Raw genomic sequence first — 23,771 nt, forward strand, 5'->3', positions numbered from 1 at the left:
CCCCGGCCGGCGCCGACTACCTCAGCCGGGCGACCCGCCACACCGCGAGGGCCACGAGCACCGCGGCGACGCTCACATACAGCGCGATGACGCGCCAGTCCGGGCGCTCACCGGAGCCGCGGGAGGGCAGGCCGGGCCAGGTGTGGCCGACGCGGCGCGCCGCCATGACGCCCCAGCCGGCGGCGCAGCAGCTGATCAGCAGGCCCAGCATGGCGACGACCGCTCCCCCGTCGCCCGTACCGAAGGCGAGCGGGAAGGCGAACATCAGCGAGCCGGTGGCCGCGAGGCCGACGATGGGCGCGAGCTGCCAGATCCTGAGCCGCCGGGGCGGCCGCAGCTCGACCTCGACCTCGTCCGCGAGCATCTCCTGCTCGTCGGGACCGTCAGGACTGAGACCGGACGGGCTGTCCGCCACGTCCCGCCGTTGCTGCTGTTCCGTGTCGCGAGGGCCGGCCTCCATCGCCACGCGCCCTCCCAACTCGGACTCAACTGTCGATCGATGCTCGATGATGGCACGCTCTTGGGGGCCGGAATGACGGGCGGAGCGTCCCGATGCCATCACGTGATCAGGCTGTGACCGCTCGTTCGATCAACGTCAGGGCACGACGCGGAAGTTCCTCCCGGTCGTCGGCGGCGCCGCTCAGCCAGTGCACCCTCGGGTCGCGCCGGAACCACGAGTCCTGACGGCGCGCGAAGCGTTTGGTGGCGCGCACGGTCTCGTCGCGCGCCTCCTGCTCGGTGCACTCGCCGGCGAGCGCCGTCAGCACCTGCTGGTAGCCGAGGGCGCGCGAGGCGGTGAGTCCTTCGCGGAGCCCCTGGGCCTCCAGCGTGCGCACCTCGTCGACGAGGCCCGCCTCCCACATCCGGTCGACCCGGACCGCGATGCGCTCGTCGAGCTCGGGCCGTGCGACGTCGACGCCGATCTGGACGGTGTCGTACACGGCGTCGTGCCCGGGCAGATTGGCGGTGAACGGCTTGCCGGTGATCTCGATGACCTCCAGGGCCCTGACGATCCGCCGGCCGTTGCTCGGCAGGATGGCACGGCCCGCCTCCGGGTCGGCGGCGGCCAGCCGGGTGTGCAGGGCGCCGGGACCGCGCTCGGCCAGCTCCTGCTCCAGGCGGGCCCGCACCTGCGGGTCGGTGCCCGGGAACTCGAGGGCGTCGATCGCCGCGCGTACATAGAGGCCGGAGCCGCCGACGAGGACGGGGGTGCGGCCCTGCGCGAGCAGCCGGTCGATCTCCGCCCGGGCCAGTCGCTGGTACTCGGCGACGCTCGCGGCCTGGGTGATGTCCCAGATGTCGAGGAGCCGGTGCGGCACTCCCCCGCGCTCCGGCGGCGTCAGTTTGGCGGTGCCGATGTCCATCCCCCGGTAGAGCTGCATGGAATCGGCGTTGACGACTTCGCCGTTCAACTGCCGGGCAAGGAATACCCCCAGATCCGACTTTCCGGCTGCGGTGGGACCGACGACGGCGATGACCCGCGCTGCGGGAGCTGCACTTCTCACCGGCCCAGTCTCCCAAACGTGAACGCATGTCCCCGAACGAGCGAGGTGACGGCGGTCCCGCGGCGTCGTTGCCTGTTGCGAGGTTCCGCATGCCGGTTCCGTACCGGTGCCGGTGCGCGACGCAGGACGGCGCTCCGAGCGGCACGGATCTTCCCCGCACGAGTAGGGTATGGAGTAGATATGGGTGTTTTCTCATGGTTTCGCGGTAAGTCGGCAGCAACGGAGGAGGCTCCGGTGTCCCCGTTGGCTGCCCAGCCCTCGGCGGACGAGGCGTCGGAGGTGACCGACGGCGCGGCGCCCGCCGGAGACCCGGCAGCGGTGGCCGGGAGCGCTCCGGCCGAGGCGGTGGAGATTCCGAAGCAGCAGTCGGCCGAGGACGCGGCGGACAGCGAGACCGGCGAAGGCGCCCGCACGTAGTTCCCGGCGACGCGCGTCGCCGGGCGGAAGTGGTTCCGGCACCAGAGGTTCCGGCGACGAGGGAAGGTGCTCCATGGGGTTCCTGGACAACCTGAAGGCCAAGATCGGCCCCGCGAAGGACAAGGTCTCCGACCTCGCCCAGCAGCACGAGGGCCGGATCGGTCAGGGCCTGGAGAAAGCTGCCCGGACGGTCGACGCCAAGACCAAGGGCAAGTACAGCAGCAAGATCGAGACGGGTACCGGCAAGGCCAAGAACGCCCTGGGGCGCATCGCGCACAAGGACGGGCACGGGACGACACCGCCACCGCCGCCGCCGGCAACCTGACCTGGACCGGACCGGTTCAGCGCACGACGGCCGTGGAGCGACGCGCTCCACGGCCGTCCGCCGTTCGTGCCGTGATCGCTACGACCAGGCCGCGACGAAGTAGCCCACGCCGTACGGGGCGTCCTCATGAAGCAGCCGGCCCCCCAGGCCGGCGCCCTCCGCGGCCCCGGCGAGGACCTGCCAGGGGGCGCGGCCCGAGACCATGAGCTCGCGTGCCTGCAGCTCGTCCAGCGCCCTGAGCCCCTCCAGGTCCGCCGCGCCGAGCGCGTCGGCGGCCCGCCGGTCGAAGTCGACCGCACGCTCGTCGAGGTAGCCGGGCGCCTTCAGCGTGCGGCAGGCGCTGCCGTCGCCCATCACCATCAGCGCGACGCGTTCGGCGCGGGCGGCGAGCTCCCGGCCCGTCACCACGCAGCGCTCGGTGTCGAGCGGCTCACCGACGCCGAGCCCCTCGACGGGAGCGGCCGACCAGCGGTTGCGGTCGAGCAGCCAGGCGCCGACGGCCAGGGAGGGGGCCAGCGCGCGCTCCTGCCCGGGCCCCTCCCCCAGCCGTACTTCGAGGTCCACGCCGAATCCCCGGAAGGAGCCGGTCGTACCGGCGGCATGCGGCCCCCGGTGAGCCTGCTCCGCGGGTCCGACCACGAGGAGCAGGTCCGGCCGGGAGGCCGCGAGCACGGCCACGGCGTCGGCGCACGCGGCGCGGACCGCGTCCAGTTCTGGCGCGGCTCCGGAGGCGACCTCCGGCACGAGGAGCGGCGGGCACGGACACACGGCGGCGGCTACGAGCATGATCCGCAGCCTAGTCCGCGGCGTCGCGCCCGCGGGACAGCCGCCTGGGCCGGCCGTCGTGACCGGGCCCGCGGCAAGGGGCCGGGGCTCAGGCCGTCGCGCAGCCGCCCGTGGCCGGCGGCAGGGGCGCGGGGACGCCCACCGCCGGCAGGCCCAGCATCACGCCGGCCGGCTTCTCGGCCTCCGCGGTGTTGCGCTTCTCCCACGCGTCGCCCGCGCGGGTCCGGCGCACGGACGTCACGGCGCCCTCCGCCAGCAGGTGGTGGGGGGCCGCGTAGGTGATCTCGACGGTGACGACGTCGCCGGGGCGCACCTCTGCGTCGGGCTTCGTGAAGTGGACGAGACGGTTGTCCTGGGCGCGGCCGGAGAGGCGGTGGGTGGCTCCGTCCTTGCGGCCCTCGCCCTCGGCGACCATGACCTCGAGGGTGCGTCCGACCTGCTTCTTGTTCTCCTCCCAGGAGATCTCCTCCTGCAGGGCGACCAGGCGCATGTAGCGCTCCTGGACGACCTCCTTGGGAATCTGCCCGTCCATCGTCGCCGCGGGCGTGCCGGGGCGCTTCGAGTACTGGAAGGTGAAGGCGTTCGCGAAGCGGGCCTCGCGCACCGTGTGCAGGGTCTGCTCGAAGTCCTCCTCGGTCTCGCCCGGGAAGCCCACGATGATGTCGGTGGAGATGGCGGCGTGCGGGATGGCCGCGCGCACCTTCTCGATGATCCCGAGGAAACGCTCCTGCCGGTACGAGCGGCGCATCGCCTTCAGGACGGTGTCGGAGCCGGACTGGAGCGGCATGTGGAGCTGCGGCATGACGTTCGGCGTCTCGGCCATGGCGGCGATCACGTCGTCGGTGAAGTCGCGGGGGTGCGGCGAGGTGAAGCGGACCCGCTCGAGGCCGTCGACGGCCCCGCAGGCGCGCAGCAGTTTGCTGAAGGCCTCGCGGTCGCCGATGTCGGAGCCGTAGGCGTTGACGTTCTGGCCGAGCAGGGTGATCTCGCTGACGCCCTCGGCGACGAGCGCCTCGATCTCCGCGAGGATGTCGCCGGGTCTGCGGTCCTTCTCCTTGCCACGCAGCGCGGGCACGATGCAGAAGGTGCAGGTGTTGTTGCAGCCCACGGAGATCGAGACCCAGGCGGCGTACGCCGACTCGCGGCGGGTCGGCAGGGTGGAGGGAAACGCCTCGAGCGATTCCGCGATCTCGACCTGCGCCTCCTCCTGGACCCGGGCCCGCTCCAGCAGCACCGGCAGCTTCCCGATGTTGTGGGTGCCGAAGACGACGTCGACCCAGGGCGCCTTGGTGACGATGGTGTCGCGGTCCTTCTGGGCCAGGCAGCCGCCGACGGCGATCTGCATCCCGGGGCGCTTCGTCTTCATCGGGGCGAGCCGGCCGAGGTTGCCGTAGAGCTTGTTGTCGGCGTTCTCGCGGACCGCGCAGGTGTTGAAGACGACGACGTCGGCGTCGCCGTCGGCGCCTTCGGGTGCGCGTACGTACCCGGCGTCCTCGAGCAGGCCGGAGAGCCGCTCGGAGTCGTGGACGTTCATCTGGCACCCGTAGGTGCGGATCTCGTAGCTGCGGTGGCGGGTGTCCTGCGCGGTCATGCGACAAGGGTAGGCGGTGCGCGGGTCTCCCCCGTACGCGGAGCTGTGCGGGAGCCCGCCCCGGCGCCCGGCCCCGGAGGCCCGGCGGGGGTCAGAGCGGCCCCGCCCCGGTTGGCTGCGGTGTGGGGCGGCTGTGGAGCCGTCGCAGGTACTGCTCCGCCGTGGGCAGTGTCTCCAGCAGGATCTGCTGCTGTCGCTTGATCCGCAGGAAGTGCGCGTCGGCCACGTCCCGCGCGTCCTGCCGGTGGGCGAGGGCCGCCCGGGGCGCGGTACGGGCCGGGTCCAGCGCCGCGAGTACACCGACATGGCCCAGCTCGTGGACGGCCGGGGTCAGGCCGGCCCGGTACGCGGCCAGGCAGTCCGCCAGCTCCGCGGAGAGGGGCAGCTCCCGCTGGGCCTTCCAGAAGGGGGTGTCGGCACGCGGTGCGGCGCGGTAGATCAGCTGGGCGAGGTCGCGGGTCCGGGCGTACCCGGCCGCGGCGTCGCGGTTGAAGCGCGCCGCCGGGCCCTCCCGGTCCTGGCGTGAGGGGAAGTCGCGTACCAGCCGGTCGAGGGCGGTCAGGACGCCGCCGCTCAGCGGCGCGGGCGTCAGCGGTTCGAGGGAGGCGGCGGCGGGGCCGACGGCGACGCAGTTCTTCACCCAGGCCCGGCGGCTGTGCCCGCTGCGCAGTCCGGTGTGGCGCACGACAGCGCGCTCGGGGCGCAGACCCCACAGGCGGCACAGGGTGCGGACCGCTTCGTCCGGCTCCGTCCAGTCGCGGGCGTAGACGTGCCCGGCGCCGAACCTGCCCGGCAGCGGCATCTTCCAGGCCCAGCCGTAAGGCAGCGCGGTGGCGGTGGTGAAGGGATCGATGCCGTGTGCCGCGTGGTCGTCAGGGACCGTGACGGTGACCGCGCTGTCGCACAGCAGTCGGTCGCCGGCGGGGACGAACGGCTCCCGCAGTGTCCCGGCGATCAGCAGTCCCTCCGGTCCCGTGCAGTCGAGGAAGAAGTCCCCGTGCACGGCACGGCCGTCGGCGGTGTGCAGAACGGTGAGCATTCCGTTCGCGTCCCGCTCGGCGCGGAGCAGTTCGTCACGGACGGCCCGGACGCCGAATCGGCCGGTCGCGAGATTCCGCAGGAATTGCGTGAACATACGGATGTCGACATGCCAGCCGTACGGAAGGGCGGCCCGGCCGTCCAGCCAGCGGGGTGATTTTCCGGCGTCCATCAGCGGCGGTTCGCGGAAACACGCGTGGTCGAACGGCTCGATCGTCTCGCCGTTCGTCCTGCGGTACTGCCAGTGCTCCAAGAGGAGCGAATCATCGCACTCCGGAATTTCCGAGCACGGGGTGTAGAAATGATCCGTTCCCCCGCTCTCCATGGTGCGGGCCACGATTTCCGCCGGCCCTTCCGTGCGCCAGTTGACGTAACGGACAGCCGTTCTGAACGACGCGCAGCAGGCCCGCATCCATTCGTCCTCGAGCACCCCGAGACGGTCGAAGAGATTCCGCTGGATCTCCGGTCCGACGGCTGTGACCTGCCCTGTTTCCGGGGAGTCCGAGCGTGACGGTGTCTCCAGCACGGTGACGGAGACGGTTTCGCGGAACGCGGACGCGAGGCGGGCGGCGGCCGTCCAGCCGGCTGCCGTACCGCCCACGACGACGATTCGCGTGATGTGACTGTCCATGGAAGAAGCCTGCCTCCCTTCCTTGTACGGCATGTATACCGAAGCTGTACCGGCCTGTATCGCTCTGTATCGGCGTCTACAGATCCGCCGGGTAATTCATATGCCGACGCGGCCGAACCTGTCGGTGCGGGACCTGAACGGGACCCGGACTCACCTACAGGAGGAATAATGTTCGACGCCGAAACCGGCCCGTCCCGGGTCCAGCACCCGTTGGAAGTTCTGGCGGAAATCGAGCAACAGGGAACCGTCGACCAGGAACTGCTGCTGCGGGACGGCTCCACGCAATGGGGCGAAGTGCTGGCCGACTACGTCGACGCCCTGAACGCACTGGCCGCCCACGAGCCCCACGCCGACGCGGCGATACCGAGGTACGGGCTGGACGAGGGGCACGCCGGCGGCTGCGGCTGATCGGACCTGAAACGGCCCGCCGGCCGGCCGCGAGAGCGGCCGGCCGGCGGGCCGAAGGTGTGGGCCAGGAAAGAGGAGCAGGACAGAGGGAGCGGGAAGAAGGGTCAGTGAGCGACGAGTTCGGGGGCACGGCGGGCGCGGGCGAAGAGCTGGACGAGCGGCATGAACCGGTAGCAGAGCCGCGCGTCGCCGTCGATGCTCCACGCCTCCAGCAACTGGGCGTCCACCAGCCGTTCCAGCACCTCCTCCGCGGCGTCCGGCCCGGTGTCGAGCAGCGCGGCGGCGTCCCCCGCGGTGAGCCGCCACAGACCGGCCGCCGCCAGGACGCCGAACGCCGCCCCGGTCGCCGGCCCCAGCTGGTCCACCACGCTCCGCAGCCCGGTTCGTATGTCCAGGCTGCCCAGCCGCAGCTCGGCCAGCCGGCGCTCCGGCACCGCCAGACGGTCGGCGAGCAGTTCGGCCGGCCAGTGGGGGTGCGCCGCCAGCCGGGCCGCCGCGATGCGCAGCGCGAGCGGCAGCCGGTCGCAGGACTCGGCGATGCGCGCGGCAGCCTCGGGTGACGCGGTGAGGCGTCCGGGGCCCGCGACGGCGACGAGCAGCCGTCCCGCGTCGGCGGGCGGCAGGGGGCCGAGCCGCACCAGCCGGGTCCCTTCGAGCGAGGCCAGGTGGAAGCGGACGCCGGTGACGACGGTGCGGCACGCGCCGCCGCCAGGGAGCAGCGCACGCACCTGTGCGTCGTCGAAGGCGTTGTCGAGGACGACGAGCATCCGGCGGCCCGCGAGCAGCGTCCGGTAGAGCTGGATCCGCTCGTCGAGCCCGGCCGGTGTCCGGTCCGGTTCGGCACCGAGGGCGCGCAGGAACCAGCCGAGCACTTCGGCGGGCGCACGGGGGCCGCCGTCGGCCGTGCGCAGATCCGCGTGGAGGCGGCCCTCGGGGAAGTCGTCACGGCAGCGGTCGGCCGCCCACAGCGCGAGGGCGGACTTCCCGGTGCCGGAGGCCCCGGTGATCACCACGTCGTGGTGGCCGCGGAGTGCGGTGACGACCTCCGCGGTCTCGTCGGCCCGGCCGGTGAAGTCGGCGGGAGGGGCCGGCAGGGTCGCCGGGACGGGGCGGCCGGCGCCGTCCCGGTGCGCGGCCGTGCCCAAAGGCCGACCGGGCGGAGCGGGCGGACCGGCCGACACCGCGACCGTGCGGCGTTCCGGTGCCGCGGGCGGCGCGAGTGACCCCGTCAGCACCTCCTGGTGCAGCGCGCGGAGCGCCGGCCCGGGGTCGATGCCGAGTTCGTCCGCGAGGGCCCGGCGCCCCTCCTCGTACACGGCGAGCGCGTCGGCCTGCCGGCCGCTGCGGCACAGTGCGGTCATCAGCTGACCGCGGAGCCGTTCGCGTACGGGCTGCAGCGTCACCTGCCGGGTGAGGGCGGGGATCACGTCCGTGTGCCGTCCGAGGGCGAGCGCCGCCTCCGCATGGTCCTCCAGGGCGGTGAGCCTGGCCTCTTCCATCAAGGGGCCCTCGGCGTCCCGCAGATGGTCGGTGACGCCCGTCAGAGCCGGTCCGCGCCACAGGGCGAGAGCCTGGGACAGCCGGCGCTCCGCCTCTTCGTACCGGTGGGCGAGCAGGTCGGCGCGGCCGGCGCCGGCGAGCCGGCGGAAGCCGGACCAGTCGAGGGTGGCGTCGCCGATGTCCATCCGGTAGCCGGGACCCTGGCGCTGCAGGCAGAGGCCGTTCCCGAGGCGGGTGCGCAGCCGGGACACATAGGTGTAGAGCTGCCTGGTGCTGGTGGCGGGCGGCTCCCAGCCCCACAGGATGGCCGTCAGCCGCTCGTCGGGCATGACCTTCCCTTCGGCGAGCAGGAGGGCCGCGAGGGTGGTGCGCTGCTTGCTGCCGTCGAGTGCGACCGCGTGGCCGTCGAGTTCGGCCGACACGGGTCCGAGGATCTTGAAGTCCATGAGGGCCTCCCCGTTCCGCGGGCCCGCTCCGGTCGCCGGGCCATCTACCGGAAGAAGCTACTGAGCAGGGCTTTTTCATCGGCATCGGCTGGATTTCGTGGCTTCGAAATCGATCCGAAAGAGCCTCAAAAAGGGACGTCCCTAACGTTCGTGGCGTACCGCAGGGCAACCCGCCCACAGCGGTGAGCCGGACGTCGCAACCAGGCCCGGAAGCACGGGTCTCGCCCACAGGAGGAACACCATGAGGAGCTTCATCACCTCGGCCCCGTCCGCGGCGGCGAACGTGAGGGCGGGCCGGTTGGCGGCCGGCGCGGCTCTCCTCCTGGCGGTGGCGGGCACGGTCGGCGGCGCCGGGGCGTCGGCGGCGGTCACCCAGCCGGCCGGCTCGGTCCTGGCGGCCGACGACCCGTGGACGGTCGCCCCGAAGGGCGACGACCCCTGGACGAGCGCCCCCGCCGGCTACGACCCGTGGACGAGCTCGCCCACGGCCCTCGGGGACGACCCGTGGACCTGACGGGCCCCGGCCGCGTCAGGGCCGGACGAGCGCGAAGAGCCGCTGCGCGTCGAGGGGCCCGCCGTCGCCGAGCACCGCCAGCAGCTGCGCACACCGTTCCTGCCAGGCCGGCGCCCCTACATCGGCGAAGAGATCCTCCGCCGCCTTGAAGCCGGCCGCCGCGCCCGCCGTGTCCGCGTGCAGTGCCTGGATACATCCGAGCACCAGCGCCGCACGCGCCTCGAGATAGCGGTCGGGCACTTTCCCCGAAGTGGTCAGCGCATCCCGCAGGACCGCTTCGGCCTCCTCCGTCCTCCCACGGCGCCACAGCGCCTCACCCAGCGTGCGCAGCGCGTGGGCCTCGCCCCGGCGGTCACCACTGCCTCTGACGAGTTCCAGCGCACGCCGGGAGGCCTCCTCGGCCCGCTCACCGTCCCCCTGGTGCAGCAGGGCCTCCGCGAGCCTGACGGTGCTCTGCGCCTCTCCCCTCGCGGTCCCGAGCCCCCGGCTTCTGGCGACCGCTTCCGAGGACAGCACCAGACTCGCCTGCGGATCACCCCGCTCCAGTTCGATCTGCGCCAGCAGCCCCAGTACATGGGCCTCTGCGTAGTGGTCGCCGACCGCCCGGAAGATCTCCAGCGATTGGTGGGCCATCCGCCTGGCACGATCCATGTCTCCGCGATGGCGTTCACACAGCGCCAGGTTCCGGAGCACCAGGGCCCGTCCCTGATCCTGGCCCTCCGTCTCGAACAGACGCAGGGCCAGGCTGAGGCGTTCGTGCGCCGAGTCGTACGCCCACTGGATGATCTCCAGGGTGCCGAGCGAGTGCAGCATCGCCGCTTCGCCCAGCGTGTCGCCGGCGCGGACGGCCCCTTCGAGGGCGCGTTCGCCGCAGTGGCGCCAGTCCTCCAGGTAGTTGCGGTTCTGGAAGAGGGTCACGCTGGTCATCGCCAGGTCCCAGGCGTACGCGGACTCGTCGGCCTTCGCCGCCTGCTCCACCAGAACGGTGATCGAGGAGCGTTCGCTCTCGAACCACTCCATGGGGTCGTCCAGCAGACTTCTCACCAGATGGCCGGGCAGCGGGTGCAGCGGCGCCGGACCGTGGACGACCGTGTAGTCGCCGCCGTACACCCGGCGGTGCGCCTCGCCGGCCAGGCCGAGCCACGCCCCGCAGGCGCGCCGGGTGGCGGCCCGCCGCTCCTCCTCGCCGTCCTCCGCCTCCGCGCACTCGCGGGCGAAGAGCCGCAGCAGCTCCTGGAACCGGTAGCGGACATGGCCGGTGGTGGCGCTGAGCGGTTCCAGCAGCTGGGCGTCGACCAGTTGCTCGATCAGGTCCTCGGCCTCGACCGGGTCGACGCCGAGGAGCGCCGCACCGGCCCAGGCGGCGAAGTCCGGTACTCCCAGGGTGCCGAGCAGCCGGAACATCCGGGCGGTGTCCGGCGGCAGATCGCGGTAGCTGAGCCGCAGACCGGCCCGCACACCGCGCTCGTCCAGGCTGAGTTCGTCCAGCCTGCGGTGCTGGTCCTCCAGCCGGGCCACCAGGGTCCGCACCGACCAGTGGGGTTTGGCGGCGAGCCGGGCGGCGGCGATGCGCAGCGCGAGCGGCAGCCGGTCGCAGAGTGCGCTCAGGCGCGCGGCGCCCACCGGGTCGCCGCTGAACCGGTCGTCGCCGGCGACCCGGGAGAGCAGCGCGATGGACTCGTCCTGTTCGAGCGAGCCGAGGTGCAGGGGCACGAAGAAGTAGTCGCCGGCGAGCGCGCCGCCCATGCTGTCGCGGCTGGTGACCAGCACGCAGGAGCGTCCGTTGCCGGGCAGCAGGGGCTTGATCTGCTGGAAGGAGCGGGCGTTGTCGAGCACGATGAGCATGCGCCGGCCGTCGAGAACGCTGCGGAACAGGGCGGTGCGCTCGACCTGCTCGGCGGGGATCTGCGGCCCCGGCACGCCGAGGGCGCGCAGGAATCTGTCGAGTACGGCGCCGGGCCTGCGGGGCGCCTCCTCCCCGTCGTAGCCGCGCATGTCGGCGAAGAGCTGGCCGTCGGGGAAGCGGGCGGCGACCTGGTGGGCCCAGTGCACGGCCAGGGCCGTCTTGCCGACGCCGCCGGTGCCGGTGATGGAGCCGACCGGCAGTGCGCTGCCGTCCAGGTTGTCCAGCAGCCGGTCCAACGAGGCCAGTTCGGAGCGGCGCCCGGTGAAGGAGGCGACGCTGGGCGGCAGATGGGCCGGCACGGTCGTCTGCGGCACGAGTGCGGCGGGCTCGGCGGGGAGGCTGAGTCTCGGGGAGTCGGCGAGGATCTCCTCGTGCAGTTCCTGCAGCGCGGGGCCGGGGTCGATGCCCAGTTCGTCGGCGAGGAGCCGCTGTCCGTCGCGGTAGGTCTCCAGGGCCTCCGCGCGGCGGCCCGAGCGGTAGTGGGCGAGCATCAGATGGGCCTTGGCCTGCTCGCGGAGCGGGTGTTCGCGTACGAAGGCGCTGAGCTCGCCGATCATCTCGCGGTGCTGGCCGAGCTGGAGGCGCAGGCCCGCGTGCTCCTCGTAGACGTCGAGGCGCATCTCGGTGAGCCGGGCGGCCTCGGCCTCGACGCGTTCGGCGGAGACGCCTTCGAGTGCGGGGCCGCGCCACATGGCGAGGGCCTCCTCGAAGAAGGCGCACGCCTCTTCCGGCCGGCCGCGGCGGGCGGCCTCCCGGCCCTTGGCCGCCCGGTCCTCGAACTCGACCGCGTCGATGCGGTGTTCGCCGGCGTAGAGCATGTAGCCGGGGTGACTGGTGACGAGCAGGTCCTCGACGCCGACCGCGTTCTTGATCGTCTTGCGGAGCGCGGACACGCAGATGGCGATCTGGTTGCGGGCGGTGGCCGGCGGGTTGCCGCGCCACACGGCGTCGGCCAGGGTGTCGACGGACACGACGCGGTTGGGCGCGAGCAGCAGCATCGACATGATGGTGCGCTGACGGGCGCCCTGGAGCACGACCGGGCGCCCGTCGGCGCTGACGTCCAACGGCCCCAGGATCCGGAACACCACCTGAAGCACGAGCTGCCTCCTGATCGCGGCCGCAGCCGTACCTGTACGACCGCTTTCGCCGTTTTCACACTGAGTAACAGGGCATTGTCCGGCCCCGCAACGACGACGTCAGGAAGCTGCCATCCGGGGCCGGCCTGGCCGGTTCACCGCCGCGCCATCCAGGAGACCGGAGGAAAGGCTTCCGGCCGGCCCCAGGCGGCGGGTGCGGGGCCGTCCGGCTCCGGCGCGGCGGTGGCGGCCGCGGACGTCGTCAGGGACCTGAGGAGCGCCGTGACGACGGCGAGCTCCTCCGGGGTGGGGCAGCCGCTGATCACTTTGAACAGGGACGGGCCCAGCGGGCCTTCGAGCGCCGGTGCGGACATCGGGGTCTCCTCACATGGGTGGATTGCCGTGCTTGCGGGACGGCAGGTCCGCGTGCTTGGTGCGCAGCATCGCGAGTGCGCCGATGAGCGCCGAACGGGTGTCGGCGGGGTCGATGACGTCGTCGACGAGCCCGCGTTCCGCCGCGTAGTAGGGGTGCATCAGCTCGGCCCTGTACTCCTTGACCAGCTGGTCCCGCATGGCGTCCGGATCCTCCGCCGCCTTGATCCGGCGGCGGAAGACGACGTTCGCCGCGCCCTCCGCGCCCATCACGGCGATCTCGTTGGCGGGCCAGGCGAGGGAGACGTCGGTGCCGATGGAACGGGAGTCCATGACGATGTAGGCGCCGCCGTACGCCTTGCGCAGGATGACCTGCACCCGGGGGACGGTGGCGTTGCAGTACGCGTACAGCAGCTTGGCGCCGTGGCGGATGATGCCGCCGTGCTCCTGGTCGACGCCGGGCAGGAAACCGGGCACGTCGACGAGGGTGACCAGCGGGACGTTGAAGGCGTCGCACAGCTGCACGAAGCGGGCGGCCTTCTCGGACGAGTGGATGTCCAGCACTCCCGCGAACGACGACGGCTGGTTGGCGACGATGCCGACGACCTCCCCGTCGAGCCGGGCGAGGGTGGTGATGACGCTGGTGGCCCAGCGTTCGTGGACCTCCATGTGTTCACCGTCGTCGACGAGTTCCTCGATGACGGCGCGCACGTCGTACGGGCGGCTGCCGTCCAGCGGGACGAGGTCGAGCAGCGCCTCGCAGCGGCGGTCTGCGGGATCGGCGGTGGCCGAACGGGGCGGCTTCTCGCGGTTGTTGGCGGGCAGCATCGACAGGAGGAAGCGGACCTCGGCGATGCAGGTCTCCTCGTCGTCGTACGCGAAGTGCGCCACGCCGCTCGTCTCGGCGTGGACGTCGGCGCCGCCCAGGCCGTTCTGGGTGATCTCCTCGCCGGTGACCGCCTTGACCACATCCGGACCGGTGATGAACATCTGCGACGTCTCACGGACCATGAACACGAAGTCGGTGAGCGCGGGACTGTAGGCCGCGCCGCCCGCACACGGCCCCAGCATCACGCTGATCTGCGGAATCACACCCGAAGCACGGGTGTTGCGCTGGAAGATCCCGCCGTAGCCCGCGAGCGCGCTGACACCCTCCTGGATCCGGGCGCCCGCACCGTCGTTCAACGACACCAGCGGCGCACCCGCCGCGATGGCCATGTCCATGATCTTGTGGATCTTGGTCGCGTGCGCCTCGCCCAGCGCACCGCCGAAGACCCGGAAGTCGTGCGCGTACACGAAGACCGTCCGGCCCTCCACCGTGCCCCACCCCGTGACGACACCGTCGGTGTACGGCCGCTTCGCCTCGAGACCGAACCCGGTGGCACGGTGACGCCGCAGCTGCTCCACCTCACGGAACGAACCCTCGTCCAACAGCAGCCCGATCCGCTCCCGGGCCGTCAGCTTGCCCTTCGCATGCTGCGCCCCGGTCGCCTGCGGCATGCCCTCAAGGACATCACCCCGGATACGTGCGAGTTCAGCGACCCGCTCATACATCGTCATGACCAACTCCTTCGTCGGGTCAGGCGGTCCGGTGGGCGACGAAGTCGCAGAGCTCCATGAGCGCGCGGCGGGCCGGCAGCTCCGGCAGCGCCTCCAGGGCGGCGCGGGCCAGGTCGAGGCGTTCGTGCATCAGCCGCTCCGCCGCCGCGGTCGCCGGTGAGCCGCGGAAGAGCTCCAGGGTGCGGCGGTGCACGGCGGGGTCGCCGCTCGCCCCGGACCCGAGGAGGCCGCGCAGTTCCCGGTCGCGCGGGTCGTCGCCGGCCAGCGCGAGCAGGACGGGCAGGCTCGCGACGCCGGCGAGCAGGTCCTTGCCCTGCTCCTTGCCGGTGCGCTCCGCGGGCGCGGCGAGGTCGAGCAGGTCGTCGGCGATCTGGAACGCGATCCCGAGCTGCTCGCCGTACTCGGTGAGAGCCGCCACGCACGGGGCGGGCGCCGCCGCCTGGACGGCGCCGATGCCCAGGCACATGGACAGCAGCGCGGCGGTCTTGCCCGCCGTCACCTGGAAGTAGTGGGCGACGCGGTCCTCGCCGGGCGCGGGGCCCGCCAGTTCACGGAGCTGTCCGGCCACCAGCCGGCCCGCGGTCTGCGCATTGAGGTGCACGGCCTCCGCGCCGAGATCGGCGGCGAGCTGAGCGGCCCGGGCGAGCAGCCAGTCACCGCTGAACACGGCGGCCCGCTGTCCCCAGCGGGCGTGGACGCTCGGCACGCCGTGCCGGGTGTCCGCCCCGTCCATCACGTCGTCGTGATGGAGCGAGGAGATGTGGACCAGTTCCGATATGACGGCGGCCTGGGTGACGCCCTCCCGCCACGGCTCGCCGAACTCCGCGCCCAGCAGCACCAGCAGAGGCCGCAGCCGCTTTCCGCCGGCCGCGGCCAGATGACCGGTGAGAGCGGCGATCCGGGGGTCCGGCGCGCTGGTCGCGCAATCCTGGAGCCGCTTCTCCGCCTCGGCGAGCGCGTCATGCATTCTGGCCTCGAAGAGCGGCTCTTTCAGGCCAAGCTGCTCCAGGATCGGGCGGTCGGCGGAAGTGCCAGGGGCGAATTCCACGGCCTCGCACATTTGTTGAACCGTCACGAGAACCCCTCTGTCGCACGCACCGGTGGAGCGTCACGCATTTCACGGATACCGACCGCCACTGTCCCGCCGGGCCCTGCCCGCCGCCAACGGCCGTGACATGAAGGTGCCATCGACCGGTCGGAACACGGACACGTCGACGCCCGTCAGCTTCCTGCCAATCATTTCGGCCGCCGATTCACGCTTGTGCGGGCCCGGTTACGCTCCGCGGAAAACACCCGAGAAGGGCTGGGGAATTGCGGAACCGAATCACTCTCGCCATCGCGCTCGCGGCAGGGCTGCTCTCACTCACCGTGGCGCCGGCCGCCGCCGCTCCGCTGGGGGGCGCCACGGCGGACGCCGGCTCCGGCCGCGCCTGCGGGGACGTCCGGCTGTCCGGGACGCTGCCCGCGCCGCCGCCCGGCATGACCGTGCGCCAGGAGGTCACCATCGGCGAGGACTGCACGCCGCGGCTGGGCCCGGCCCGGCTGGTGCCGGCGAAGACCGGCGCGGCGGACGCCGGAGGCGCACAGGGCGCGCAGCGGGCCGGCACCATGGCGGCCACGAGCACCGCCACCGCCATCCGGCAGCTCCGGACGTGGTCCGAGATGTACGACTGCTGCAACATCCGGATGACCGGCCTCTACACGAACTCGACGTGGGACACCGACGGCGGCCTGGTGACCACCGCCGCCACCGACGCGACCCAGGAGTGGAACCGGGAGCCGTGGAACGCGGGCTGGTCGCTCGAGTCGTCCGCCAAGAGCGCGGACTGCGTCACCAACTGCGCCGTCTCCCGTCACGAGGCCCATGCCGAGTTCTCGTACCAGGGCGTCTTCGACCCGTCGGGCGGCTGGTACGCGAACAAGCACCATTCCTATGTGGAGTTGAACGCGGACGGCAGCGCGTCGTGCCGATTCGACGTCGAGCTGAAGCACAGCTTCATCGGCTGGAACTGGCAGCGCGGCTGCGAGTAGGCGCGCCCGGTGGCGGAGGCGGGGCCGGCCGAACCCATGGTTCGTCCGGCCCCGCCTCCGTGTGTGTCGGGTCCCGGGGCCGTCGGCGCTCCGTGGGGTGCGCGGGCCGGGCTTCGCGCCGGCCCGGTGAGGCCGGCGGCGGTCAGTCCGCCGCCTGCGGTGCGGGCCGCCGCTGCGTGACGCAGGGCGGACCGCACCGCGACGGTTCGCTCCGCCGTCCCGAGGTGGGGCTCGGGCGGCCGGTGCCGTCGGCGCTCGCGGGGGAGCCGGCCGTCGGCGACGGCCGGCCGAACGCCGGGTGGCACCGCCTCGACCCCGTGCCGCACGGCGCGTTGGTCGAGAGGGGCGGGTACGGGGTGCGGCAGTCGGCGACGGTCCCGCCGGTACGGCTGTGGAAAAGAGGGCGCGGCCTCTCCGTCGGGAAACGCGCAAAGGAAAGGCCGGCCGTGGCATTTCTGTTGGCCATGACGGTTTCCTCTCCGATAATTGCGTTTCTGCTCCTGTCCCGTCTTTACGGCTGCCGGACGGGAATCAAAGTCGCAATGAAGAACCGTTGCGGGCAACGGCGTTGACACAATCGTGCCAATGGGTGGACGCCCGGCTGCAGGCTTGTGACAGCCGCGTCAGGAAACGACCCCTGTCAGGTTGCGGCCAACCACGGTCCCGTGGTGTGACGCGGGTCGCCGCGTCAAGAGAGATCAGTGTCAACAAGCTGTCACGGAAAGGGAAGAGGGGTCGACGGCTCCTTAGACTTCCCGCGATTCCCCCCATCTGAGACCGCTGAAGGAGTCTCCATGTTCCGAGGGATTGGGCGGCTGGTCACACGCCGCCCATGGCTCACCATCGCCGCCTGGATCGTCGCCACACTGGCAACGGTGATGCTGGCTCCGAAACTGCCGTCCACCACTGATCAGGCCGAATTCCTTCCGTCGCATTACGAGACGGTGCAGGTCATGCAGGTGGAGGAGCGCGCCTTCCCGCGCGAGGAGCAGCCGGCGGCCACCATCGTCTTCAAGCGCACGGACGGCGGAAAACTGTCGGCCGAGGACCAGGCCGCTGTCACGAAGGTGGCAACGGGCCTCGCCGACAAGGGTTACAAGGAGATCCAAGGGATCCGTACCGGACCCGAGATGCTCTCCCCGAACGGCCAGATCATGCTGGCCTCCGTCACCGCGGCGACGAAGAACGTCTTCACCGAGGGCATCTTCGAGTCCGTCAAGGAAATGCGGGTGGACGCCAAGGCGCAGCTCGCCGACACCCCGCTCACCATGGGGATGACCGGTCAGGCGGCTTCCGCGGTCGACTCCATGGAGTCCGCGGGTGACACCGATGCCATGATCATGATGGCCACGCTGGCTCTGATCATCGTGCTGCTGCTGATCATCTTCCGCAGCCCGCTGATCGCGCTGCTGCCGGTCCTGATCATCACCCTGGTGTTCGCCGTGGCCACCGGACTGATCGCCACGGCGAGCAAGATCGGCGGGCTCAAGGCGGACAGTTCCGTCTCCTCGATCCTCATCGTGGTCCTGTTCGGCGTGGGCACGGACTACATCCTGTTCCTGCTCTTCCGCTACCGGGAGCAGCTGCGCACCGGGGTGCCGCCGCGGCAGGCCATGGCGCAGGCGGTCGAGCGGGTCGGCGAGACCATCGCCTCCGCCGCCGGGGCCGTGATCGTCGCCTTCCTGGCTCTGCTGCTCTCCTCCATGGGCATGCTGCGGACGATGGGACCGGCGCTCGCCATCTCGGTCGGCGTCACGCTGATCGCCTCCCTCACTCTGGTGCCCGCGGTCTTCGCGCTGCTCGGCACCAAGGCGTTCTGGCCGTCCAAGGCATGGCGGCGGGAGCCCAAGAACGCCCTGTCGCACCGTACGGCGAAGCTGGTGTCCGCCCGCCCGGGGCTGGTCGCCGCTGCGTCCGGCGGGGTCCTGGTGGCCCTGACGCTCGGTCTCTTCGGCTTCACCGCGGAGTACGACGCCAACAACTCGCTGCCCAAGCACCTGGAGTCGGTGAAGGCCCAGGAGGACCTGGCGCGCGGCTTCGCCGCCGGTTCCACCGAGCCGACCCTCGTCTACGTGGAGAACGAGGACGGCAAGGCCATCCCGGAGGCCGTGCTGAGCGAGTTCGGCAAGCAGGTCGGCGGTGTGCGCGGCGTCGGCCAGGTCTCCCCCGCGCGGGTGAGCCCGGACGGCTCGGTGGCGCAGTTCAGCGTGGTGCTCGAGTACAAGCCGGCCGAGGACAAGGCCCTCGCGCTCGTCGACGGGCCGCTGCGGGACACCGTGCACGAGGCCGCCCCCGACGGCACCAGGGGTCTCGTCGGCGGCTCTACCGCGCTCCTCGCCGACATCAGGGACGCCGTCAACCGCGACTACTCGGTGGTGTTCCCGGCCGCGGGCATCGCCATCATGATCATCCTGGGTCTGCTGCTGCGCAGCGTGGTCGCGCCCTGGTATCTGATGGCCGCCGTGGGGCTCGGCTTCAGCGCCACCCTGGGCGCCACGGTCGTGCTCTTCCAGAAGGTGCAGGGCGAGAACGGGCTGCTGTTCATGCTCCCCGTGATGGTCTACCTGTTCGTGGTGGCCATCGGCACCGACTACAACATCCTGATGGTCGCCCGGCTGCGGGAGGAGGCGGCCCGGGGCAGGACGCCGAAGGAGGCGACCCGGCTCGCCGTCGCCCACTCCATGCCGACCATCGCCACGGCCGGGATCATCCTGGCCGGCACCTTCGGTGTGCTGCTGCTGGCGCAGAACTCCATGCTCCAGCAGATGGGCTTCGCCGTCTCGTTCGGCATCCTGCTCACCGCGTTCGTGATGGCGGTGCTGCTGGTGCCGGCGTTGACCACGCTGCTCGGCCACCGGGCCTGGCTGCCCGGCCGGCTGTCCGCGCCGGCGCCGGAGCCGGCCGCCGCGCAGGAGACGCGCGAGTCCGAGAGCGAGCCGGTGGGCAGCCGGTAGCCCCCGCGGGGGCCCGGGCCGCCGGCCCGGGCCCCCGGGCTCCCCTGGTTGGCGTGCCGCCTTCGGCGGCACGCCAACCACTGTTTGTCCGAGACCAGTTGTGGACGGGAAGCCAATGCATACGATCAGCCAGGTGAAACCAGTCCTCATCATCCTGACCGCCGTCGGCACCATCGTGCTCGGACTCGTCGTCATGTCCTGGGTGGCCCGAAGACTGCTCGGTCTGCGGATCGGGAAGCTGCGAGCCCTGCTCACCGGAGGCGTCGGACTGCTGACCGCCGGAGTGGTCAGCGCCGCGATGGGCCCCCAGGCGGGACGCACCCCGCTGGTGAGCGTCCAGTTGGGCAGCGCCCTGCTCGCCGCCATGATCTTTCTGGCCCTCTCGGAGGCCATGGTGCCCAGCGGCTCGCTGCGCGCCATCCTCCAGCTGCCGGGCTCACTGCGGCGGCGGGTGGCCAGGGGCCGCCGCTACACGCAGCTGAGCAGGATCGTCGTCCGCCACGGGCTCGGCAGGTTCCTCGGCGGCCGGGTCAGGCGGGGCACGGCGGAGGCCAAGGACCAGGCGGCGCTGGCCCGTTCGCTGCGGCTCGCGCTGGAGGAGGCGGGCGCGACCTTCGTCAAGCTGGGCCAGGTGCTCTCCGCCCGCTACGACCTGCTGCCCGACGTCTTCATCGACGAACTCAGCTCGCTGCAGCACGAGGTGACCGCGGAGCCCTGGGACGAGGTACGGCTGGTCCTCATGGAGGAGCTGGGAGCGCCGCCGGAGGAGGTCTTCGCGGAGTTCGACCAGGAGCCGCTGGCCGCCGGTTCCATGGCCCAGGTGCACCGCGCACGGCTGCGCGACGGCCAGGTGGTCGCCGTGAAGGTGCAGCGCCCGGGCGCCCGCCAGGTCGTCGAGCGCGATCTGGACATCCTCTTCCGGCTCGGCGCCAAGCTCGAGCAGCACACCGAGTGGGGCCGGACGATGGGCGCCGTCGAACTGGTGCAGGGCTTCGCCACTTCGCTGGAGGAGGAGCTGGACTTCCGTACCGAGGCCCGCAACACGCTGGTGGTCGCCGCGACGACCGCGGCCGCCGCCGGCCGGGACGCGGACGACGACGCCGAGCACGCCGAGAACGACACCGCCGAGAGCGACGGCGACGAAGAGACCGAGGACACCCAGGGCACCGAGGAGACCGGCGAGGCGGAGCAGTCACGGACCGCCGGTTTCGCGGCGAGGTTCCGCAAGGGGGGACGCAAGGAGGCGGCGGCGGACGTCAAGATGCCCACCATCCACCAGGAACTGAGCAGCGCCCGCGTCCTGGTGGTCGAATGGCTCGACGGCGTCACCCTGAACCGGGCGGACTCCGCCATCGACGAACGGGGCCTGGACCGGGAGGCGCTCGCCCGCTCCCTGCTCAACTGCCTGCTGGGCCAGATCATGTCCGGCGGCGTCTTCCACGCCGACCCGCACCCGGGCAACATCCTGATCCTCGACGACGACCGGATCGGTCTGCTCGACTTCGGCTCCGTCGGCCGCATCGACCAGGTGCTCCGCTCCAGTCTGCGCAATCTGCTGCTGGCCATCGACCGCAGCGATCCGGTGGCGCTGTCGGACGCGCTGCTGGAGCTCGTGGACCGCCCGGAGGAGATCGACGAGGAGCGCCTCAAGCGGGCGCTGGGCCGGTTCATGGCCCGCCACCTCACCCCGGGGACCCGACCGGACCGGGAGATGTTCGCCGACCTCTTCCTGCTGGTGGCGAAGTACGGTCTGACCGTGCCCCCGGAGATAGCCGCGGCCTTCCGCGCCCTGGCCACCCTCGAGGGCTCGCTCGACCGGCTGGTGCCGGGCTTCGACATCATCACGGAGGCCCGCTCGTTCGCCGCCGACGAGGTCACCCGCCGCCTCTCCCCGCCCCACCTCGCCCGTTCGCTGGCCGGTGAGGCGCTCGCCGTGCTGCCGATGCTGCGCCGGCTGCCGCGCCGGGTGGAGCGGATCACCAACGCCCTGGAGCACGGCCGGCTCAGCGTCAATGTGCGCCTCCTCGCGGACGAGCGGGACCGCCGCTTCGTCCGCGGCATCGTCAGGGACGTCCTGCTGGCGTTCCTCGGCGGCATGACCGGCGTGCTCGGTGTGCTGCTGCTGTCGACCGAGGCGGGGCCGCGGCTGTCCGACTCGATGCGGCTGTACGAGTTCCTCGGCTACAACCTGCTGCTCGTCAGCTCGGTGCTGGTGCTGCGCGTGCTGTTCACCATCACCAAACCGGAGCGCTGACCTGCGCACGAGTGGGGCCCGGTCGCCACGCGACCGGGCCCCACTCGGTTGTCCGTGCGGTCAGCGGGCGACCGCCGTGCGGTAGACCCGGCCGGACATCGGGATGACGATGGCCAGCACACCGCCGATCAGCACCAGGGACATCACCACGGGATGCTCGGAGGTGAGTGCGGTGCCGGTGCCCACCGTGGGGTTGCCGAAGAGTTCACGGCAGGCGGTGACGACCGCGCTGATCGGGTTCCACTCGGCGATCGTGCGCAGCCAGACGGGCAGACCGTCGAGCGGCACGAAGGCGTTGGAGAGGAACATCATCGGCATCATCGCCATGAACGCCAGCGCGTTGACCGCCTCCGGGCTGCGCAGCGCCAGCCCCAGCAGGGCGCCCAGCCAGGACATGGTGAAGCCGAGCAGAAGGAGCAGCGCGAAGCCGCCGAGTGCGGAGAGGATGCCGTTGTTGATCTTCCAGCCGATGAGATACCCGACGCCCGCCATCAGGGCGCAGGACCAGGCGGCCAGCGCCATGTCGGCGGTGGTACGCCCGATGAGCACGGCGGAGCGCGAGATGGGCAGCGAACGGAACCGGTCCACCAGGCCGTTGCTGAGGTCGCCGACCACGCCGAGGGCGGTGGTGGAGACGTTCGACATCATCACCTGGATGAAGATGCCGGCCATGATGTACTCCTCGTAGCTGCTCCCCTCCACCTGCATGGCGCTGCCGAAGAGCATGCCGAAGATGACCACGAAGGCGATCGGCATGAGGGTGACGCTGAGCAGTTGCTCGGGTATCCGCAGGATGTGCCGGAAGTGCCGGCCCACCAGTGCCTTGGTGTCGCTCAGTGCCTCGATCATGCGCTCTGCTTCTCCTTGCCGGCCGTCTGGCCCGTCAGCGTCATGAAGACGTCGTCGAGCGAAGGCCGCCGTACGGCGAACTCCGCGATCTCGATGCCGAGCGCCTCCACGGCGCCGGCGGCGGCGGTGACGTCGCCCATGCCGCCGGTCAGCGGGACGGAGACCGTACGGCCGTTGTCACCGACGGCGGGCGGACCGGCCACGCTGCCGGCGGCGAGCGCGGAGACCACCAGCTGGGTGTCGGCCGCGTCGGCCGCGGACACCTCCAGCCGTTCACCGCCGACCTTCTGCTTGAGCTCGTCGGCCGTGCCCTCCGCGATCACCTTGCCGGCGTCGATCACCATGATCCGGTCGGCCAGCATGTCGGCCTCTTCCAGATACTGGGTGGTCAGCAGGACGGTGACACCCCGGTTGACCTGCTCCCGGATCATCCCCCACAGCATCACGCGGCTGTTGGGGTCGAGACCGGTGGTGGGCTCGTCGAGGAAGAGCACGGGCGGGTCGACCATCAGGCTGGCGGCCAGGTCGAGCCGGCGCCGCATACCGCCGGAGTACGTGCGCACGACCCGGTCCGCGGCCTCCGTCAGGTCGAACCGCTCCAGCAGTTCGTCGGCCTTGGCCCGGACCTTGTGCCGGCCGAGGTGCAGCAGCGTGCCGATGAGGCGCAGGTTCTCGCGGCCGGTGAGACGGTCGTCGAGGGCCGCGTACTGGCCGGTGAGACCGATCCGGCGGCGCACCTCCTTCGGCTTGCGGACGGCGTCGAAACCGGCGACCCGTGCGCTGCCCGCGTCGGGCTGGAGCAGCGTGCTGAGGATGCGGACGGTGGTCGTCTTGCCCGCACCGTTGGGGCCCAGCAGACCGAGCACGGTGCCCTCGGGCACCGCCAGGTCCACGCCGCTCAGCGCCTGGTGCGTCTTGTAGCTCTTGCAGAGACCTTCGGCCTCGATGGCGTTCGTCACCTGTCCCACCTCATGCTCCGGGGATGCCCCGTGTTCGGAAAGATTCGTGTCAGTTCTTTCTGGCCGTCCGCGGCCGGCGCTGGAGGTTGAACGCCGCGATGAGGAGCGATACCCCCCAGATCAGAAAGACCGGGTACCAGTAGTAATTCCAGTTGCTGGTGGCCTTTGCCACTTCCTCGCTCGGCTCGACCCGGCCGGTGGCGATGAAGAACCTCAGATAGACATATCCGAGGCCCCACAGGGCCAGTCCCGCACCGGCCGGCCAGGCCGGGAGGAGAAGAAGCCAGCGCGGGAATCGGCGTCCCCATGGCTGGAAAAGAGCGAGGGCGTAGACGGCCGCGCCGAGCGACACCAGTCCCATGCCCCAGAATCCGACCGCCCGTTGCCAGGCGACGTCCGGAATCGTGTCCTCGGACCCCGGATATCCGTACATGATTCCGAGTCCCCACCAGGCGTGCGGCAGGCCGTAGGCCAGTGCGCCGGCCGCCGCGCACCAGCCGGCCACCCGCTCGCCCCGTGACACCGCGGGCGGGTCCGCGGCGGCTGTCCCGCCCCGGTTCCCGGACTCCTGAAGAACCTGCTGAGCGTCGGATCCCACGCTTCCTCCTGTTGCTCGAACTCAGTGCGCGCTGAGCATAGTTGACGAATT

20 protein-coding genes are annotated in these 23,771 nt (G+C 71.7%); 7 read left to right on the top strand and 13 right to left on the bottom strand.

Translation table 11 applies throughout. The features are described 5' to 3' along the window. Positions 1-16: 16 nt before the first annotated feature. Both ACFYOP_RS27495 and miaA read right to left on the bottom strand, forming a co-directional pair. Positions 17-460, bottom strand: coding sequence for a hypothetical protein (locus tag ACFYOP_RS27495; RefSeq protein WP_356896005.1), 444 nt, complete (start codon positions 458-460; stop codon positions 17-19). Positions 461-566: 106 nt separating this feature from the next. Further along, positions 567-1,505, bottom strand: a complete 939-nt coding sequence (gene miaA, locus ACFYOP_RS27500; RefSeq protein ID WP_356895807.1) for a tRNA (adenosine(37)-N6)-dimethylallyltransferase MiaA — start codon at positions 1,503-1,505, stop codon at positions 567-569. Positions 1,506-1,739: 234 nt separating this feature from the next. Between miaA and ACFYOP_RS27505 the strand changes: the two genes are divergently transcribed. Next, positions 1,740-1,922, top strand: coding sequence for a gliding motility protein (locus ACFYOP_RS27505; RefSeq protein ID WP_356895805.1), 183 nt, complete (start codon positions 1,740-1,742; stop codon positions 1,920-1,922). A gap of 73 nt (positions 1,923-1,995) precedes the next feature. Then, positions 1,996-2,247 (top strand): antitoxin, encoded by a 252-nt coding sequence (locus tag ACFYOP_RS27510; RefSeq protein WP_356895803.1) that lies wholly within the window; start codon positions 1,996-1,998, stop codon positions 2,245-2,247. Positions 2,248-2,325: 78 nt separating this feature from the next. On the opposite strand, the gene ACFYOP_RS27515 is transcribed toward ACFYOP_RS27510, so the two are convergent. The 3 genes from ACFYOP_RS27515 to ACFYOP_RS27525 all read right to left on the bottom strand — a co-directional run bounded on the left by ACFYOP_RS27515 (position 2,326) and on the right by ACFYOP_RS27525 (position 6,293). Continuing rightward, the gene (locus ACFYOP_RS27515; protein WP_356895801.1) at positions 2,326-3,033 is read right to left on the bottom strand and encodes a class III extradiol dioxygenase subunit B-like domain-containing protein; all 708 of its coding nucleotides are present in this window, start codon (positions 3,031-3,033) and stop codon (positions 2,326-2,328) included. A gap of 88 nt (positions 3,034-3,121) precedes the next feature. After that, entirely contained in the window at positions 3,122-4,624 is a 1,503-nt protein-coding gene (miaB, locus tag ACFYOP_RS27520; RefSeq protein ID WP_356895799.1) for a tRNA (N6-isopentenyl adenosine(37)-C2)-methylthiotransferase MiaB, read from the bottom strand. 91 nt (positions 4,625-4,715) lie between these two features. Next, on the bottom strand, positions 4,716-6,293 hold the full coding sequence (locus ACFYOP_RS27525; RefSeq protein WP_356895797.1) for a tryptophan 7-halogenase: 1,578 nt from the start codon (positions 6,291-6,293) through the stop codon (positions 4,716-4,718). A 168-nt stretch (positions 6,294-6,461) separates the two neighbouring features. On the opposite strand from ACFYOP_RS27525, the gene ACFYOP_RS27530 reads away from it, so the two are divergent. Continuing rightward, the gene (locus tag ACFYOP_RS27530; protein WP_356895795.1) at positions 6,462-6,701 is read left to right on the top strand and encodes a DUF6269 family protein; all 240 of its coding nucleotides are present in this window, start codon (positions 6,462-6,464) and stop codon (positions 6,699-6,701) included. 104 nt (positions 6,702-6,805) lie between these two features. On the opposite strand, the gene ACFYOP_RS27535 is transcribed toward ACFYOP_RS27530, so the two are convergent. Next, a complete protein-coding gene (locus ACFYOP_RS27535; protein ID WP_356899663.1) occupies positions 6,806-8,647 on the bottom strand; it encodes a BTAD domain-containing putative transcriptional regulator in 1,842 nt (613 codons plus the stop codon). 241 nt (positions 8,648-8,888) lie between these two features. On the opposite strand from ACFYOP_RS27535, the gene ACFYOP_RS27540 reads away from it, so the two are divergent. Then, the gene (locus tag ACFYOP_RS27540) at positions 8,889-9,161 is read left to right on the top strand and encodes a hypothetical protein (protein WP_356899664.1); all 273 of its coding nucleotides are present in this window, start codon (positions 8,889-8,891) and stop codon (positions 9,159-9,161) included. Between the two features lie 15 nt (positions 9,162-9,176). On the opposite strand, the gene ACFYOP_RS27545 is transcribed toward ACFYOP_RS27540, so the two are convergent. From ACFYOP_RS27545 to ACFYOP_RS27560, 4 genes are all read right to left on the bottom strand, one after another. After that, entirely contained in the window at positions 9,177-12,164 is a 2,988-nt protein-coding gene (locus ACFYOP_RS27545; RefSeq protein WP_356899665.1) for a BTAD domain-containing putative transcriptional regulator, read from the bottom strand. A gap of 134 nt (positions 12,165-12,298) precedes the next feature. Then, on the bottom strand, positions 12,299-12,517 hold the full coding sequence (locus ACFYOP_RS27550) for an acyl-CoA carboxylase subunit epsilon (RefSeq protein ID WP_356899666.1): 219 nt from the start codon (positions 12,515-12,517) through the stop codon (positions 12,299-12,301). Between the two features lie 10 nt (positions 12,518-12,527). Next, the gene (locus ACFYOP_RS27555; RefSeq protein WP_388453136.1) at positions 12,528-14,075 is read right to left on the bottom strand and encodes an acyl-CoA carboxylase subunit beta; all 1,548 of its coding nucleotides are present in this window, start codon (positions 14,073-14,075) and stop codon (positions 12,528-12,530) included. Between the two features lie 19 nt (positions 14,076-14,094). Continuing rightward, positions 14,095-15,123: a polyprenyl synthetase family protein gene (locus ACFYOP_RS27560; protein ID WP_356899670.1), complete on the bottom strand. Its 1,029-nt coding sequence runs from the start codon at positions 15,121-15,123 to the stop codon at positions 14,095-14,097. A 263-nt stretch (positions 15,124-15,386) separates the two neighbouring features. Between ACFYOP_RS27560 and ACFYOP_RS27565 the strand changes: the two genes are divergently transcribed. From ACFYOP_RS27565 to ACFYOP_RS27575, 3 genes are all read left to right on the top strand, one after another. Beyond that, positions 15,387-16,106, top strand: coding sequence for a hypothetical protein (locus tag ACFYOP_RS27565; RefSeq protein ID WP_356899671.1), 720 nt, complete (start codon positions 15,387-15,389; stop codon positions 16,104-16,106). 794 nt (positions 16,107-16,900) lie between these two features. Beyond that, positions 16,901-19,060, top strand: a complete 2,160-nt coding sequence (locus ACFYOP_RS27570; protein WP_388453141.1) for an MMPL family transporter — start codon at positions 16,901-16,903, stop codon at positions 19,058-19,060. A gap of 133 nt (positions 19,061-19,193) precedes the next feature. Continuing rightward, positions 19,194-21,314, top strand: coding sequence for an AarF/UbiB family protein (locus ACFYOP_RS27575; RefSeq protein ID WP_356899628.1), 2,121 nt, complete (start codon positions 19,194-19,196; stop codon positions 21,312-21,314). A 60-nt stretch (positions 21,315-21,374) separates the two neighbouring features. Here ACFYOP_RS27575 and ACFYOP_RS27580 read toward each other — a convergent pair whose 3' ends face one another. The 3 genes from ACFYOP_RS27580 to ACFYOP_RS27590 are packed head-to-tail and all read right to left on the bottom strand — an operon-like array spanning position 21,375 to position 23,720. Continuing rightward, positions 21,375-22,163 (bottom strand): ABC transporter permease, encoded by a 789-nt coding sequence (locus ACFYOP_RS27580; RefSeq protein WP_356899627.1) that lies wholly within the window; start codon positions 22,161-22,163, stop codon positions 21,375-21,377. Next, on the bottom strand, positions 22,160-23,122 hold the full coding sequence (locus tag ACFYOP_RS27585) for an ATP-binding cassette domain-containing protein (RefSeq protein WP_356899626.1): 963 nt from the start codon (positions 23,120-23,122) through the stop codon (positions 22,160-22,162). Before ACFYOP_RS27585 ends, ACFYOP_RS27580 begins: the two co-directional genes overlap by 4 nt. Positions 23,123-23,171: 49 nt before the next feature. Then, entirely contained in the window at positions 23,172-23,720 is a 549-nt protein-coding gene (locus ACFYOP_RS27590) for a DUF3995 domain-containing protein (RefSeq protein ID WP_356899625.1), read from the bottom strand. Positions 23,721-23,771 lie beyond the last annotated feature (51 nt).

It is taken from the genome of Streptomyces sp. NPDC006294, assembly GCF_042870895.1.
Lineage (GTDB): Bacteria > Actinomycetota > Actinomycetes > Streptomycetales > Streptomycetaceae > Streptomyces.

Coding starts and splice junctions, on each gene's coding strand:
- ACFYOP_RS27495 (WP_356896005.1), bottom strand. CDS start 460: ATGGAGGCCGGCCCTCGCGACACGGAACAGCAGCAACGGCGGGACGTG.
- ACFYOP_RS27510 (WP_356895803.1), top strand. CDS start 1,996: ATGGGGTTCCTGGACAACCTGAAGGCCAAGATCGGCCCCGCGAAGGAC.
- ACFYOP_RS27515 (WP_356895801.1), bottom strand. CDS start 3,033: ATGCTCGTAGCCGCCGCCGTGTGTCCGTGCCCGCCGCTCCTCGTGCCG.
- miaB (WP_356895799.1), bottom strand. CDS start 4,624: ATGACCGCGCAGGACACCCGCCACCGCAGCTACGAGATCCGCACCTAC.
- ACFYOP_RS27525 (WP_356895797.1), bottom strand. CDS start 6,293: ATGGACAGTCACATCACGCGAATCGTCGTCGTGGGCGGTACGGCAGCC.
- ACFYOP_RS27530 (WP_356895795.1), top strand. CDS start 6,462: ATGTTCGACGCCGAAACCGGCCCGTCCCGGGTCCAGCACCCGTTGGAA.
- ACFYOP_RS27535 (WP_356899663.1), bottom strand. CDS start 8,647: ATGGACTTCAAGATCCTCGGACCCGTGTCGGCCGAACTCGACGGCCAC.
- ACFYOP_RS27540 (WP_356899664.1), top strand. CDS start 8,889: ATGAGGAGCTTCATCACCTCGGCCCCGTCCGCGGCGGCGAACGTGAGG.
- ACFYOP_RS27550 (WP_356899666.1), bottom strand. CDS start 12,517: ATGTCCGCACCGGCGCTCGAAGGCCCGCTGGGCCCGTCCCTGTTCAAA.
- ACFYOP_RS27555 (WP_388453136.1), bottom strand. CDS start 14,075: ATGACGATGTATGAGCGGGTCGCTGAACTCGCACGTATCCGGGGTGAT.
- ACFYOP_RS27570 (WP_388453141.1), top strand. CDS start 16,901: ATGTTCCGAGGGATTGGGCGGCTGGTCACACGCCGCCCATGGCTCACC.
- ACFYOP_RS27580 (WP_356899627.1), bottom strand. CDS start 22,163: ATGATCGAGGCACTGAGCGACACCAAGGCACTGGTGGGCCGGCACTTC.